The organism is Shewanella algidipiscicola (genome assembly GCF_900380485.1).
GTDB classification, from domain to species: domain Bacteria; phylum Pseudomonadota; class Gammaproteobacteria; order Enterobacterales; family Shewanellaceae; genus Shewanella; species Shewanella algidipiscicola.
The window spans coordinates 1-14,288 of the sequence record NZ_OXJV01000017.1 but is presented as its reverse complement, the minus strand read 5'-3'; the positions used below and the strand labels follow the sequence as shown (position 1 = coordinate 14,288).

Below are 14,288 nucleotides of genomic sequence, written 5' to 3'. Positions count from 1 at the left end.
TAATGGTCGATAACGGGTAAATTGCCTTGTCTTAGATCAACTTTACCCATTAAAACGCTTATTTAGCGACCGATTCTATTGTTACCGGCTAGCTTATTAAGGGATTCAAAATCGATGATAGTAATATATTTTCCTTTTACTTCAATCAATTCTGATTTTTGAAAACGACCCAGTAGTCGGCTAATAGTTTCGACAGTCAAGCCGAGATAGTTGCCGATATCACCGCGGGTCATGGTTAAGCGAAACTCTTTAGGAGAGAACCCACGGTTACCAAAACGGTTTGCGAGATTACTGATAAAAGCGGCGAGGCGCTCTTCGGCATTTTTCTTACTCAATAGTAAGATCATCTCTTGGTCGCTTTGAATTTCATTACTCATTAAGCGCATGATCTGCTGACGTAATTTAGGCATGGTGCCAGATAAATCGTCAAGGGTTTCATAGGGGATTTCACACACCATTGAGGTTTCTAATGCTTGGGCGAAACTCTGATGAATTTGTGAGTGAATACCGTCAAAACCAATCACGTCGCCAGCCAAATGAAAACCAGTGATCTGCTCATCGCCTTGCTCGGTAATGGTGAAACTTTTAATGGTACCTGAGCGAATGGCATAGAGAGATTTTAGTGCGTCGCCAGATTTAAAAATCTGCTCACCTTTTTGGATAGGCTTTTTACGCTCAATGATATCGTCGAGCTGATCTAATTCATTGTTATTTAATGTGAAAGGTATGCAAAGGCTACCCATACTACAGTCATGACAATGTATAGCGCATCCCGGGGCTGCCGAACGACGATTTTTAATGGTATCCGTCATAATGTCTCTCGAATTTCACAGTTATGCCCATGTTAAACTAATTTAATAGTGTGAGCTAGTTTAGCTGCGCAATTGCAATATACAAAGTGTGTATACCAAAGCCAACTAACAAAAAGCCGCTGATCATACGCACCGAGTTTCGTAACACGAATTGGGCAAATACTTGCGCCGCGACACCAGCACTGAATAGCGCTGGCAGGGTACCTAGTCCAAATGCTGCCATGATCAGCGCCCCTTGTTGCGCCGAATTTGCCGCGACTGCCCAGGTCAAGGTGCTGTAAACCAAACCACAAGGTAACCATCCCCAGATTAAGCCGGCCACAAAAGCTTGTTTTAAACTTTTAATGGGCAGTAAGCGATTAGCTATGGGGCCTAATACTTGCCAAACCCGTTTTCCGAGCCGCTCGACTTGCACAACGCCAGACCAGATTTTGGCGATATATAATCCGGTAGCAATCATCATGACTCCGGCTAAAATACGCATACTCAGCAAATAGATATCTAAACTAAACAGGGTACTGAGTAAGCTGGCCGAGCCACCAATTAAGGCGCCAGCTAGGGTATAACTGAGGATACGTCCGGCATTATAACTGACAATAAATTGCAGTTTACCAACCAGTACATTGCCTTTAGTTTGCGTGGGCATCTGCTGTGATATCGCCCCCACGAGTCCACCACACATACCGATACAATGACCTGCGCCCATTAACCCGACCAAAAAGGCACCAGTAACAGTAAAATCGATCACTGCGGTTTGCTCTCATCGTCTTTTGGCGTTGACGGTTTTACGTCATCATCAAATAAAATCGATACGCTTTGGCGATCAAGATCATCAAACTGCTCAGATTTTACTGCCCAGAAAAAAATCCCCACGGCAATAAGCACAAACAACATCGCAATGGGAATTAACACATAGATAATACTCATACTCGTACCTTCAATAGTCTAAGGCTGTTCGCCACGACAATAAGTGAACTGGCTGACATGCCAATGGCTGCAATATAGGGCAAAACGTGACCCGTAACCGCTAACGGAATAATAAACAAGTTGTAGCCCAAGGCCCAAAGGAGATTTTGTTTAATGATTTTGTCTGTTAATTTGGCAATCGCCATCGCATCGGTAAAGCGGGCGAGTTGATCGCTTAATAAAATCAGATCGGCACTGTTTTTGGTTATGGCTGCGCCGCTGCCCATGGCAACTGATAAGTTGGCGCCAGCCAATACAGGTGCATCGTTAATGCCATCGCCAAACATGGCCACTTGTTGTGTTTGTTGCAAGTGTTGAATTAGGCGCAGTTTATCCTGCGGCTTCAGCGCTTTATGCACATTGGTTATGCCCATGGCTTGAGCAATTTCATCAACATGAGCCGAGCTATCGCCACTGGCAATGCTCACATTGCAGCCCGATCCACGTAGCTTGTTAACGGTTACCAAGGCATCGGGGCGAATGTTATCAATCAATTCGAAACTGGCTATGAGCTGATTATCGCGGCTAAGGTATACGCATTGCTGTGTGCTAGGGGGACAGTCAATACCAAGACGCTGGTGTATGAAATCAGCACTGCCAATAATAAAGTGCTGTTGATTTATCGCCCCTTCGATGCCACACCCTGCAAAATTACGCCCATTATCGACCCGAACATCATCGGCGCGATAAGGTTCAAAGGCTCGGGCAATGGGGTGCAGTGACGTGGACTCTAGGGCCGCCGCTAACGCTAATGCTTGCGTTTGGGTAATGTCACTGTGTAACCGAGTGTTAGCCACCGTCAGACTGCCACAGGTGAGGGTACCGGTTTTATCAAACACTACATGATTAATTAGCGGCAGCTTTTCAAACACTCCAGGTTTACGTGCCACAACTCCCATTCGGGTAAATAATCCTGTAGCACAAGTGATCGCGGTAGGCGTTGCGAGCGCAAGCGCGCAGGGACAAGTTGCTACCAGTACTGATAAAGTGACCCAAAAAGCATCTTCAGGCCAATAGGCCTTCCACACTAAATAGGTTAACAAGGCGATGATTAAAATCGTCCAGGTAAAATAATTTGAGATGGTATCAACGTGTAGCGCGACTGTGGGTTTATTATTGGATGCGGCTTCTTGCAGTCGAATGATCTCAGCGACTAATTGATCTTGTCCGATGGCGGTGACACGCACCTTAATAGGGTGGTCTATATTGATTGTGCCAGCAAATACTTGGCTCGATACACGTTTAGTCACAGGCATCTGCTCGCCAGTTAACATAGCTTCGTTTACACTACTGCTTCCTTCAATAATATCACCATCGGCACTGATGGCTTCCCCCGGTTTAATGAGGATAATGTCGCCAATGCGTAAACGTTTCGCCGGGACTTCCTTGTGCTGGCCGTCCACATCCACTAAATGCGCAGTTAAGGGGATTAGTTTGTGTAAGTTGTTGGAGCTGACGGACGCTTTTTGTCGCGCGTTTTGTTCAAGGTAGCGCCCCAACAGCAAGAAGAAGGTGAACATGCTGACCGATTCAAAATAGACCTCTCCTTGACCACTGACGGTCGCAATACAACTGGCAATATAGGCACCGCAAATAGCAATCGACACCGACACGTCCATATTTAGCCGCCCCGATAACATAGACCGAATGGCACTAAAATAGAAAGGTTGCGCCGAGTAAAACACCACTGGCGCGGCAAACATCATGCTTACCCAGCGGAAATAGTCACGGTATTCGACATCGAGATCGGTAAAGTATTCTGAATACAGGGCGAGGGCGAACATCATCACCTGCATGGTGGCAAAGCCAGCTAGCCCGAGTCTTAATAAAAACTTACGGCTATTTTTTTTGGTTTGGATCTCTTCATCATCGACTTGGTAAGGGGCTGCTTGATAGCCGATATTACTGATTAAATTAAGGATATTACTGAGTTTAATGCGGTTATCATCCCATGAAACAAAAGCGCGTTCGGTGGTGGTGTTGACCGCGATGCTTACAATCCCATCGACCGATTTTAACTTATGCTCTATTAGCCATGCACAAGCCGCGCAGGTGATACCGTCTATGGTTAACGAAACCTGACTGATATTGTCCTGATGGTGGACAAAGTCTTGCTGCACTTCTTTAAGATCAAAAGCTGAATTGACGTTTAACTCTTCCGGCACCAGTGCCGTTTGTTTGTTACCCGGTTCGGTGCGATAGCGATAATAATTGCTCAATCCCGCATCGATGATAGCCTTTGATACCGCTTGGCAACCAGGGCAGCACATAGGTTGCGGCATATTATCTATCATAGAGATAAATTGTGAGCCAGTTAATACTGGCTCACCGCAATGAAAACACTCAGGGGTATTCATGATAAAGCTAATTTAACCAGTATTGGGCATCGTCTTTAAGGTCAAGGCGTTGTTGAATACGCCAGGTTTGATCGAATCCTTCGAGTCTGACTTCCCATGCACCAGAAATAGGTTCTGCCAACTTAATACGGTAAACCTGATTGCCATCGGCTGTTGCCACTTGACTAAAATCGTGTTGTTTTAAGGTTGGGTGGAAAAACGATATGCTTAATGCTGCCAAATAAGCCTCACCACCGTGTTGTACAATACGGATTTCATCGTCATTTACTAACATCTCAAACTGCAAACCTAATTGTTTAGCGTGCTTAATTTTACGCAGATCCATATTGATGGCTTTACCATCTTTATAGTAATCCTCTGAGACGAGTGAGTCTTGCGTATCGATGGCGACCATCAGCAAATTAACGCTGGCAATGACGGCGCACAAGGGCAAAATAATAAGAAACCAAGGCCAAAATTGTTTATACCAAACTTGCGGTGTATTCATGAAAACTACCTGTTTAATTTGTTGAGCTCATTTTACCGATAATTGAGTAAAAGCACAGCTAAAAAAAAGGCCTCGAGCATCTCGAGGCCTTGATGTTACCTATATGTAACTACTTGTTTGACAAGCTATAAACGTAAGCTGTGATCACGTGAACTTTCTCTTCACCTAAAACGTCTTTCCATGCTGGCATTACACCAGAACGGCCGTTTTTGATGCTTTCGACTATCACACCACGACTACCACCATATAACCAAGCAGAGTCAGTCAGGTTAGGGGCACCCATAAACTTGTTACCGGTACCGTCCATGCCATGGCAAGCAAAACAGCCTTTCATGAATGAGCCTTGACCTTGAGCTGCAAGTGCGGCGTCGTGTTCACGACCAGAAAGCTTAACCACATACTCAGCTAATCCTTCAAGTTCACTATCATCGATAGGTAACCCCCCTTTAGGCGGCATCATACCGTGACGACCATTCATCAGTGTCGTTTTGATAGTGGCTAAATCACCACCGTATAACCAAGCATTATCTGTTAGGTTAGGAAAACCAGTACTACCACGGGCATCACTACCATGACATTGTGCGCAGTTTTGTAGGAAGAGGCGACCACCGACTTTCAATGCATCTTCATCTTTAACCAACTCTTCCAATGGGGTTGCAAGGTATGCAGCGAAGATAGGGCCAAACTTTTCGTCAGCTTGCTTCACTTCTTGGTCATACTGTACCCAACGGCCTTCTTTCACTGCTAGTTCAATCGCGGCTGCAGAATCAGCTTTAATGCCATTCTCTGTACCAATACTTTGGTTTGAGCTTGACCAACCGAGTAACCCTTTATAGTTACCAAGACCTGGATAGAGGGCAAGGTAAATCACACTAATGACGATAGTCAGATAAAACATATAACTCCACCACTTTGGTAGTGGGTTATTGAGCTCTTCAATACCGTCAAAGGCATGGCCCATTGACTTGCCTTCTTCAACACCCGTGGTGTTTTTAGAGACGAGTCTTAATAGGATAAAACATCCTGCGATTACCACGATTGTGAGTACGGTAATCCAAATACTCCAGAAGCTACTCATCATCACTTATGCTCTCCTGAGTCCTTGCTTTTCTCGTCATCCGAGAAAACAAGGTTAGCGGCTTCGTCAAATTGATTCTTACGACGACCGCTATAAGCCCACGCAAAAATACCGACAAACGTCAACATAACAACAATGGTGATAATCCCTTGTATTGTGCCGTAATCCATATTTATGCCTCCAATTTATTTCAGTGCGTGACCTAACGACTGTAGGTATGCGATCAGTGCTTGCATCTCTGTCTTGCCTTCAACCGCTTTTTGAGCATTGTCGACATCTTCTTGAGTGTAAGGCACACCGAAACCACGGAACACTTCCATCTTTTTAGCCGTTAACTTACCGTCAAGTACGTTTTCAGCTAACCATGGGAACCCAGGCATATTTGACTGAGGTACCACGGCACGAGGATCGATTAAGTGCACTTCGTGCCACTTGTCACTGTAACGTCCGCCTACACGAGCAAGATCAGGGCCAGTACGTTTAGAACCCCAAAGGAATGGGTGTTCCCACACTGACTCACCCGCTACAGAGTAGTGCCCATAACGTTCAGTTTCTGCACGTAATGGACGGATCATTTGACTGTGACAACCAACACAACCTTCGCGGATATAAATATCACGGCCTTCAAGCTCTAGCGCTGTGTAAGGGCGTAATCCATCAACAGGTTCAGTGGTATCTTTTTGAAAAAGTAGAGGAGTGATCTGTACCAAGCCACCGAAACTAATTGCAATAACGGTAAAGATGCCTAGCAGACCGATGTTTTTCTCAACTATCTCATGATTAAATTTCATCTAATCTACCCCTTATGCTTCAGCAAGTGCTGGCAAAGATTCTTTCGGTGCTTTTACGGTCTTGAACACGTTATATGCCATTAACAGCATACCAGTTACAAAGAACACGCCACCTAAGAAACGAACAAAGTAGAATGGATACGATGCTTCCAAACCTTCAACAAAGCTGTAGGTCAAGGTACCGTCAGAGTTAACTGCACGCCACATAAGACCTTGCATCACACCCGAGATCCACATAGATACGATGTAAAGTACGGTACCGATAGTTGCCAACCAGAAATGCACGTTGATCAACTGAGTGCTGTACATACGGCCGTGACCATAAACAGAAGGAATCAAGTGATATAACGACCCAATAGAGACCATTGCTACCCAACCCAGTGCACCAGAGTGAACGTGACCAATAGTCCAGTCAGTGTAGTGAGAAAGGGCGTTAACTGTCTTAATCGCCATCATTGGACCTTCAAAGGTAGACATACCATAGAAAGACAATGAAACCACAAGGAAGCGTAGGATAGGATCGGTTCTTAACTTATGCCAAGCACCTGATAGCGTCATGATACCGTTGATCATACCACCCCAAGAAGGCGCGAATAGAATAAGCGACATCACCATACCCAGTGATTGTGTCCAATCAGGCAGCGCAGTGTAGTGAAGGTGGTGAGGACCTGCCCAAATATACAATGCAATCAATGCCCAAAAGTGAACAATAGATAAACGGTATGAGTAAACAGGACGACCTGCTTGCTTAGGCACGAAGTAGTACATCATACCTAAGAAACCAGCTGTCAGTAGGAAACCTACCGCGTTATGTCCATACCACCACTGAACCATGGCATCAACTGCGCCAGAGTAGAGTGAATATGATTTGAACATGCTCACTGGTATCGCCATAGAGTTAACTATATGCAGCACGGCTACCGTAATAATGAAGGCACCAAAGAACCAGTTCGCGACATAAATGTGTGAGGTTGTTCTTTTTACGATGGTGCCAAAGAATACAATCGCATATGTTACCCAAACGATGGCAATAGCGATATCGATAGGCCATTCTAATTCTGCATACTCTTTAGTACTGGTTAAGCCCAGTGGCAGAGTAATCACGGCTGATAAAATGATGGCTTGCCACCCCCAGAAGGTAAATGCAGCTAATTTAGGTGCAAATAAACGGGTTTGACAGGTGCGCTGAACGACATAGTAAGATGTTGCAAAAAGTGCTGAAGTACCGAACGCGAAAATCACAGCGTTTGTGTGCAGAGGTCGAAGACGACTGTACGTTAGCCATGGAGTATCAAAGTTCAGTTGTGGCCATATTAACTGGGCCGCGATCAATACACCGATTGACATACCAACGATTCCCCACAAAACTGTGGTTAATGCAAATTGGCGGACAACGGTGTAATTGTAATCAGCGCCTTGAGGCTGGGAATGATTCATCATATTGCTTCCACTGCTTATTACTTGTACTTATTGTTAGAGTAAAGCGACACTTTACCCGTTAGAAAATGACGTTAACAAGCCTGTTTCCTACGAAACAAACTTGATTGAGTCAACGTGTTGCTCAACATTAATGCAAATTAATGTTAAGTATCGCAATGATACTTGAGCAATATCAAAAAAGATAGGAATTATGCGGCATGCAACATTGATCCAGATCAAAGTCCCCGTATAGAATGTAAACACTATGATTCAGAAGGTTAAAAATTGTGCTAAACAAGCAAATAACTCGCATTTTTATCTCAACTATATCCATGCTAAATATCGTCCTACTAACGGCATGCTCTGAAGGTGACAATAGTACTGTTATTGCTCAAAATGCTGCTAAAAACTCAGTATTTTCAATAGACGATAGCTTGTGTCAATTCGCACAAGCGCCTTGTCAACAAACAATAAATGGTATTGATATAAGCCTAAGTATCACACCTGAGATGACCCCCAGTGAAAAACCGTTAACGGTATCATTAACCTTTTCTGAACCGGTGCAATTATTGGGCGCTCGAGTCGAAGGTAGAGACATGTTTATGGGGGTTATTCCGTTAAATTTAACTGAAACCGCAGAAAGTCGCTATAATGGTACCTTAGTCTATGGCTCGTGTAGTAGTAATTACATGGTTTGGCGGATGTTTGTTAGCTTTAACGTTAAGGGACAACAACAGCATGTAATGTTCGACTTTTTGGCCGACAATCACCCTGTCGATAATGCACGCTAAGCCATGTTTCGTAGATTGACCATTATCATGAGTACGGCTAACGACGAAACATAAGCTCAGGCCTTGTTCGCTGTAAGCAGCGTACTAATTTGCTGTTGGGATTTAATATTGGGTAAGTAAAGCACGATAAGCTTATTGTCCTGTGTAAAGCTTTGATTCGATGTTTTCCGTTTAATCTAAATACTCTAATTGATTAATTAAATTAAGCATATTAAATGCATGACTCATGATAAAATCAGCGGTAACACTTGCTACACTCTTCAAGTAATTTGTTAATGCCAAATAATCACGCTCAATCAATCACATCATTGCCAACCGTATTGCCTTTATTTGAGTCAAAAGACTTTCTCGAACAAGGCAATCCCATTATTAATCAACATATCACGGCATTGAGTATTAATGGCATTGAAGATGCGGGCTTTATTTATGAGCTCTCTTGCGATCTATTATTTTCTCTACGTGACAATGAAAACAGCTATAAAAGCTATCGTAGTGAACTCAGCTGCTTTTTACATTGGTGTTTTGATGTCGTTAAACAATCACCCGCGCAGATTTCACGCCGAGATATTGACAAATTTGTCGCCTATTGCCAACAGCCACCTAAAGCGCTTATTGGCTATTATAATGTGGCGCAATTTAAACTTGATAAAGCAACGGGACAGCGTCTACCTAATCCGCTTTGGCGACCCTTTGTCGGTAAAAAGCAACTTGGCGTCGAACAAAATTATGAGTTGAGTGACAATGCTTTAAAAACCAAAATGGCAATTTTATCATCCTACTATGGTTTTTTAATGGCCGAAGATTATTGTGAGCGTAATCCTGCACAAGCTTGGTTGAATCACTCGCGATTTGCCAAAAAACATAAATTTTTAGTCAATCATGACGATATCGACAGCTTGGCTTTTACCGAACTGCAATGGTCATATGTCATTAGCAGTGTGGAAGGGCTTGCCCAAACCTCACCAGAGACTCATCAACGCAGTTTATTTTTAATAAAACTCATCTATTCCTGTTATTTACGAGTATCAGATGTCAGCGCAAGAGCTGGATACAGCCCCATCATGGGGCAATTTACTCAGAATAAACAAACGGGTATTTGGCGCTTTAATATTCCGCAGAGCAAAGGGGGCAAACAGCGTTCGGTGCCTTTATCCAATGCATTACTCGCAGCATTAATCCAATACAGGCAATATTTAGGTTTAAGCGATCTACCAAGTTCTAATGAACAAACGCCACTATTTGTACGTCATCGCGCTGCTGGCCGAGGTAGAGAAAGCGGACTGATCAACGCTAATCTTGGTATTCGCCAGGTGAGGGAGGAAGTGCAAAAAATCATCGAGTATAGTGCCGACTGCGCCGAAGCTGATGGTATGATAGAAGATGCCAAAGCGATGCGATTATTAAGTGTGCACAACATACGTCATACCGGGATCACGCACGATATTAATTTACACGGCAGACCGTTATCACATGTGCAAGCCGATGCCGGACATGAAAGTATTGATACCACATCGCAATATTTACACACCAGTCAATCGGATCGCCATCAAAGTGCAGCGAATAAACCGATAGATACCTTATCGGGAATAAAATAAGCTAAATGAGGAGGGGAGCTGCGTTGTTAGGTTAGACGGCCTAATCAACATAGTCAGCTATTTCACTTATGGTTGATAGGCACCGATATTTTGAGTAGTAATCTAGAGCACATTGCGAGAGCTGTTTCATCCATTAATTTGATTATCATCGAATAAAGTCCAACTTTATTTCATTTTTACAAAAGAGGGCTAGGGCAGTCCAATGATACGTTTGTATGCCTTATTAGTCATAAATAACAACTAAGGTTATTAAAACGCATCAAACCAAAACGGTCTAACCTTTCCGAGTTTATCTTTAGAGTCTTATTATCCTTCACGAGAAATGAAGGCTGCTTGCAAATAATAGCGAGCAGGAGAGTATGCACTGAAATACATAAATATAAATGTTATTATGGATTAAGTATTGCTTTTATACGCCAAGATTCAGCATTGCTGTTAAAAATGGTTGCTTTATAAAACATTAATAAATAAAGCCATAAAAATCGTATATCTCTTTTTCATTCAGCCATTTTAATCAGTGATATACAAGAGTTAGGACTTGTTGTAAGAATAGTTAACTCAATATTCAAACTGATGTTTTAATGCCGATAAGTATCATTATCGGCACTAAAGGTTAATATTTAAGGGGGCTTTATTGGAACACTATTATCCCGTGGTTGTCTCAATCTACTTAGCTATCTTTCATTAAAACAAATAATAAAAGTCAGAAACTTACTGCTAATATATTTACTACTAATGTAAAGGTGGCTATGTGTAAGCGTTAATTACGTTATCTGTATTAATCACTTTAGTTGTGAACATTAGTGTCATAATTAATGAAATACATTACAGATGATTTTTGATATTAGTTTGCAATGTATCAACCTAAAAATATTAAATTGTGGCTATTACTATATCAGTGAAAAATGATGATTGATTCAACGATCACATTTTAAATCGTAATATAAGCATGAATAAATTTTTATTTATTCCTTTTATAAAATCAGCTTAATTGTGTTACCAGTGTCATAGTCAAACGATAACACTCATTAATCGCTCAGTACAGGTTAACGTATTTGGTGGCTTAAAAATAAGTGTAATAGCTTAAAATTAAGGCGTCGCTACGTGCATAAAACAAATCTGTGTGGGTAAACCTACGCTAGATTTCGCGTAGCGACGCGTTGAAAATGTGTCTTGGCACTCAGTTGATGGCCAACAGATTAACGTTCTCCACAGTGTTGATGACAAGAAATGCTGTTAAACGAAATTAATTGACCAAACGCCTTAGACATTAGATGTGTTCATAGCTCATTTGCGGTATTCAACTAATGTGATTCCAGCGGATTACTACTGAGTGATTCGGTTAATGGTCATGGTCACAGACAATTATCGGTAGCATTGATCTATCTAAACACTCAATGTTGCGTCGCTTGGCAGCCCAACAACCAAACCAATAAAAGTTGTTTGACTCGATAGCGTTAAGGTAATTATGCCTGACCGATGTTTATATATGGTAAGGCGCTATCTATCGACTCATGATTTAAACCATGACTTATGGACTTTTTTTAAAATGTAATGCCAATTACCACTACACAATTCCATTTCTACAGCCTTACACTTAGATGCGCACAATGTATATTATGTTAAATACAGTATCGAAATGATATTGACTTTCAGTAACTTACATAGACCAAATATAAACCCCTGTCACAATGCGCATTTAAAACCATTAGTTGTTAAATCGCAAACTATTCACAATAAAGCATCTCTAGTCGTTAATTATCTCATTTTTACTGTCCTTTTCTGTTATAACCAGAACGTAACAAAAAGATATTTGTTATGTGAAATTATTATAATAAAAGGAAGTTTTTATGCTGTTTAATTTCAGGAACGCGCACAATTATTTATATACCTACTCTCATAGCCTCAAATTTAAAGTGTTATTCAAAGATGATCCGCACTTAATTTGTGATTACTTTTCAGTGACAAAGGCCACGGCTTACCGCTGGATTGCGGCGGGACAGCCCTCTAATAGCACTGCGCTACGGTTGCTTGATATTGCCGCTAGCGGTTTTATGCCATGCAATAACCATTGGGACGGCTTTTTTATCTTTGGGGGGTCGTTAGTTACGCCCGGGGGTTATGTGGTCCAGGCATGGGAACTTGATGTAATGTGCGAGACGTTAGATCGTGTGCCTGCTGCTGATAAACTGATCGCTAAGCCGAGAAACTTTAAGCCCTGGCGCGATAGAGAACCCGATTTTGTTAAGCGGTTTCATTCTGGGAAGTAATAAAAAAGCCGCACAATGGCGGCTTTTCTAAATCTGGACTGGTTGTATCTTTTTTAGCGTGCCGTTCTTTGCGGCTCGATATAACGCTTTATTCGCGTCAATTAGCTTATGAGCTTTTTTTAACTTAAGATTTTGTCGAGTCTCAGTGTTTTCAATTTGCTTTTTCGTAGACATACAAACACCCTCCTAACTCTTCTTCATTAACTACAATTCTAACATAGTTTAACTTAGCCGCATAACGATCAGCAACTCTGGAATACAGGCTACCATGTTTTTCTGTCATCGGGGTAAAAATGTAAACAGGATCATCGGCTATTTTTTCGTGTAATACGATACAGTCAAATACTGCTTTTACCGCTCTAAAGGCTGGATTTGTCGCATTTGCCAGCTCTGGCGGAATTATAGCTTTAAGCATTGCATGTTCTTGCTCTGCTTCGTCATCTTCATTTATCGGTATATAAGCAGAAAACTTAACTACAACGGCATTTTCATCGGGTACCCTACCAGTTAATTGTTCTATTACTTCAGGTGTATTTTCTGGGATTGACTCAGAATTTACAGCGTGAAAGTAGCAAATAAACTTTTCGTTGTGAACTTTGAAAGGTATAACCATATACCCATCAGCTTCATACGCTGCGGAACCCACGCCCTCAGTAACCCCATCCAACTCTTCAAAAATGAAATCTAAATTCATAAGCGTCCTTACTAGTAGAAGTGGTCAATTTAGCAAATTAGTAAAAGCAAAAAAAGTAATAATTGCTTGTTATACCTTGAAAATCTTCACCAAGCCCCAAGATCTAATTATGACGTTAATCAAATTTAAATAGGAAAAATCAAAATGATCAGAAAGACAGATTTTGTTATGACACACAAGCCGCTAATCGAACGCGAAGTAGAAGAAGTCATTAACCTACTATCTCCGCAGCTTGAACAGTCTGGCTGTGCAAGAATGGATTTAACATTGGAATCTACAGGAGCGGCGGGAGAAAAAGTTTTGGCGCTTGTTAATAGTAGAATCAAAGCAATGGGTTGGACTATGACTCATGATTTCAACCCATTTACTGAAAAATGTATAATTGAAATTGTTTAATTATAAAGCCCCTCTGGGGCTTATTTTTAACGGCGCTTTACCCAACCAGCTGCAACAAGTACCAGTGCGCCCAGAATAAATAATAACGCTGAGCTTGGCTGTACTTTAACGACTACGGGGTCGGGCGTCCTTACATCGACGGCAAAGTTAGTGGGCAGATTGTCGAACATAGCGTTCCCCCTCGCGTTCTTTGACTTCTAACGCTACTACGCGTTTATCAATGTCGGTGATGAGCTTGGTTAGGCTCTCTTTTTGGCCTGACTGGTAAGCCCCTAATATCTTAGACACTTAACTGTTTCTCAAAGTACTGCTTTTCGAACTGCACAGGAGACAGTCCATTATTACTACCATGACGACGCACTGGATTATAGAAATATTCGATATAGTTAAATATTTCTGAGCGAGCTTCATCTCTGTTTTTATAGATTTTTCTCTTAACTCTATCTTTCTTCAGCAACGAGAAAAAGCTTTCCGCGACGGCATTATCATGACAGTTTCCTCGTCGACTCATACTGGCTTCTAAATTGTGCTCTTTTAAGAAGCTACGCCAATCAGAGCAGGTATATTGCACTCCCTGGTCGGAATGTATCAGCACTTTAGATTTCGGTGAACGTCGCCAGATGGCCATTAAT

16 protein-coding genes are annotated in these 14,288 nt (G+C 42.1%); 4 read left to right on the top strand and 12 right to left on the bottom strand.

From position 1 onward, the window contains the following. Nucleotides 1-62 precede the first annotated feature (62 nt). From etrA to ccoN, 9 genes are all read right to left on the bottom strand, one after another. A complete protein-coding gene (gene etrA / locus DN599_RS12285) occupies nucleotides 63-812 on the bottom strand; it encodes an electron transport transcriptional regulator EtrA (RefSeq protein ID WP_110457889.1) in 750 nt (249 codons plus the stop codon). A gap of 55 nt (nucleotides 813-867) precedes the next feature. After that, nucleotides 868-1,560: a sulfite exporter TauE/SafE family protein gene (locus DN599_RS12280; protein ID WP_110457888.1), complete on the bottom strand. Its 693-nt coding sequence runs from the start codon at nucleotides 1,558-1,560 to the stop codon at nucleotides 868-870. Continuing rightward, on the bottom strand, nucleotides 1,557-1,739 hold the full coding sequence (gene ccoS, locus DN599_RS12275; RefSeq protein ID WP_110457887.1) for a cbb3-type cytochrome oxidase assembly protein CcoS: 183 nt from the start codon (nucleotides 1,737-1,739) through the stop codon (nucleotides 1,557-1,559). The genes DN599_RS12280 and ccoS overlap by 4 nt, the downstream gene beginning before the upstream one ends. Further along, nucleotides 1,736-4,135 (bottom strand): heavy metal translocating P-type ATPase, encoded by a 2,400-nt coding sequence (locus tag DN599_RS12270; protein WP_110457886.1) that lies wholly within the window; start codon nucleotides 4,133-4,135, stop codon nucleotides 1,736-1,738. The genes ccoS and DN599_RS12270 overlap by 4 nt, the downstream gene beginning before the upstream one ends. Nucleotides 4,136-4,142: 7 nt before the next feature. Continuing rightward, on the bottom strand, nucleotides 4,143-4,622 hold the full coding sequence (locus DN599_RS12265) for a FixH family protein (RefSeq protein WP_110457885.1): 480 nt from the start codon (nucleotides 4,620-4,622) through the stop codon (nucleotides 4,143-4,145). Nucleotides 4,623-4,731: 109 nt separating this feature from the next. After that, entirely contained in the window at nucleotides 4,732-5,700 is a 969-nt protein-coding gene (ccoP, locus tag DN599_RS12260) for a cytochrome-c oxidase, cbb3-type subunit III (protein WP_110458172.1), read from the bottom strand. A gap of 2 nt (nucleotides 5,701-5,702) precedes the next feature. Further along, nucleotides 5,703-5,870: a cbb3-type cytochrome oxidase subunit 3 gene (locus tag DN599_RS12255; RefSeq protein WP_110457884.1), complete on the bottom strand. Its 168-nt coding sequence runs from the start codon at nucleotides 5,868-5,870 to the stop codon at nucleotides 5,703-5,705. A gap of 15 nt (nucleotides 5,871-5,885) precedes the next feature. Beyond that, nucleotides 5,886-6,491, bottom strand: a complete 606-nt coding sequence (gene ccoO / locus DN599_RS12250; protein WP_110457883.1) for a cytochrome-c oxidase, cbb3-type subunit II — start codon at nucleotides 6,489-6,491, stop codon at nucleotides 5,886-5,888. A gap of 12 nt (nucleotides 6,492-6,503) precedes the next feature. Beyond that, a complete protein-coding gene (ccoN, locus tag DN599_RS12245; RefSeq protein WP_110457882.1) occupies nucleotides 6,504-7,931 on the bottom strand; it encodes a cytochrome-c oxidase, cbb3-type subunit I in 1,428 nt (475 codons plus the stop codon). A 488-nt stretch (nucleotides 7,932-8,419) separates the two neighbouring features. Between ccoN and DN599_RS18940 the strand changes: the two genes are divergently transcribed. The 3 genes from DN599_RS18940 (at nucleotide 8,420) to DN599_RS12230 (ending at nucleotide 12,566) form a co-directional block, all read left to right on the top strand. Then, a complete protein-coding gene (locus DN599_RS18940) occupies nucleotides 8,420-8,701 on the top strand; it encodes a hypothetical protein (protein WP_239473301.1) in 282 nt (93 codons plus the stop codon). Between the two features lie 275 nt (nucleotides 8,702-8,976). Next, a complete protein-coding gene (locus tag DN599_RS12235; protein WP_110457880.1) occupies nucleotides 8,977-10,296 on the top strand; it encodes a tyrosine-type recombinase/integrase in 1,320 nt (439 codons plus the stop codon). 1,850 nt (nucleotides 10,297-12,146) lie between these two features. Further along, nucleotides 12,147-12,566, top strand: coding sequence for a hypothetical protein (locus DN599_RS12230; RefSeq protein WP_110457879.1), 420 nt, complete (start codon nucleotides 12,147-12,149; stop codon nucleotides 12,564-12,566). A gap of 151 nt (nucleotides 12,567-12,717) precedes the next feature. Here the strand turns inward: DN599_RS12230 and DN599_RS12225 are convergent, their stop codons facing one another. Continuing rightward, nucleotides 12,718-13,260, bottom strand: coding sequence for a hypothetical protein (locus tag DN599_RS12225; RefSeq protein ID WP_110457878.1), 543 nt, complete (start codon nucleotides 13,258-13,260; stop codon nucleotides 12,718-12,720). A 144-nt stretch (nucleotides 13,261-13,404) separates the two neighbouring features. On the opposite strand from DN599_RS12225, the gene DN599_RS12220 reads away from it, so the two are divergent. Further along, entirely contained in the window at nucleotides 13,405-13,656 is a 252-nt protein-coding gene (locus DN599_RS12220) for a hypothetical protein (RefSeq protein ID WP_110457877.1), read from the top strand. Between the two features lie 26 nt (nucleotides 13,657-13,682). On the opposite strand, the gene DN599_RS18645 is transcribed toward DN599_RS12220, so the two are convergent. Next, the gene (locus DN599_RS18645; protein WP_162599205.1) at nucleotides 13,683-13,826 is read right to left on the bottom strand and encodes a hypothetical protein; all 144 of its coding nucleotides are present in this window, start codon (nucleotides 13,824-13,826) and stop codon (nucleotides 13,683-13,685) included. A 110-nt stretch (nucleotides 13,827-13,936) separates the two neighbouring features. Then, nucleotides 13,937-14,288: IS3 family transposase (locus tag DN599_RS12215; RefSeq protein ID WP_162599204.1), on the bottom strand; the 352-nt coding region annotated here is incomplete at its 5' end.

What these genes read in the sequence shown, in the direction of transcription:
- etrA (WP_110457889.1), bottom strand. Translation starts at nt 812, where the DNA reads ATGACGGATACCATTAAAAATCGTCGTTCGGCAGCCCCGGGATGCGCT.
- ccoS (WP_110457887.1), bottom strand. Translation starts at nt 1,739, where the DNA reads ATGAGTATTATCTATGTGTTAATTCCCATTGCGATGTTGTTTGTGCTT.
- DN599_RS12270 (WP_110457886.1), bottom strand. Translation starts at nt 4,135, where the DNA reads ATGAATACCCCTGAGTGTTTTCATTGCGGTGAGCCAGTATTAACTGGC.
- DN599_RS12265 (WP_110457885.1), bottom strand. Translation starts at nt 4,622, where the DNA reads ATGAATACACCGCAAGTTTGGTATAAACAATTTTGGCCTTGGTTTCTT.
- ccoP (WP_110458172.1), bottom strand. Translation starts at nt 5,700, where the DNA reads ATGAGTAGCTTCTGGAGTATTTGGATTACCGTACTCACAATCGTGGTA.
- DN599_RS12255 (WP_110457884.1), bottom strand. Translation starts at nt 5,870, where the DNA reads ATGGATTACGGCACAATACAAGGGATTATCACCATTGTTGTTATGTTG.
- ccoO (WP_110457883.1), bottom strand. Translation starts at nt 6,491, where the DNA reads ATGAAATTTAATCATGAGATAGTTGAGAAAAACATCGGTCTGCTAGGC.
- ccoN (WP_110457882.1), bottom strand. Translation starts at nt 7,931, where the DNA reads ATGATGAATCATTCCCAGCCTCAAGGCGCTGATTACAATTACACCGTT.
- DN599_RS18940 (WP_239473301.1), top strand. Translation starts at nt 8,420, where the DNA reads ATGACCCCCAGTGAAAAACCGTTAACGGTATCATTAACCTTTTCTGAA.
- DN599_RS12235 (WP_110457880.1), top strand. Translation starts at nt 8,977, where the DNA reads ATGCCAAATAATCACGCTCAATCAATCACATCATTGCCAACCGTATTG.
- DN599_RS12230 (WP_110457879.1), top strand. Translation starts at nt 12,147, where the DNA reads ATGCTGTTTAATTTCAGGAACGCGCACAATTATTTATATACCTACTCT.
- DN599_RS12225 (WP_110457878.1), bottom strand. Translation starts at nt 13,260, where the DNA reads ATGAATTTAGATTTCATTTTTGAAGAGTTGGATGGGGTTACTGAGGGC.
- DN599_RS12220 (WP_110457877.1), top strand. Translation starts at nt 13,405, where the DNA reads ATGATCAGAAAGACAGATTTTGTTATGACACACAAGCCGCTAATCGAA.
- DN599_RS18645 (WP_162599205.1), bottom strand. Translation starts at nt 13,826, where the DNA reads ATGTTCGACAATCTGCCCACTAACTTTGCCGTCGATGTAAGGACGCCC.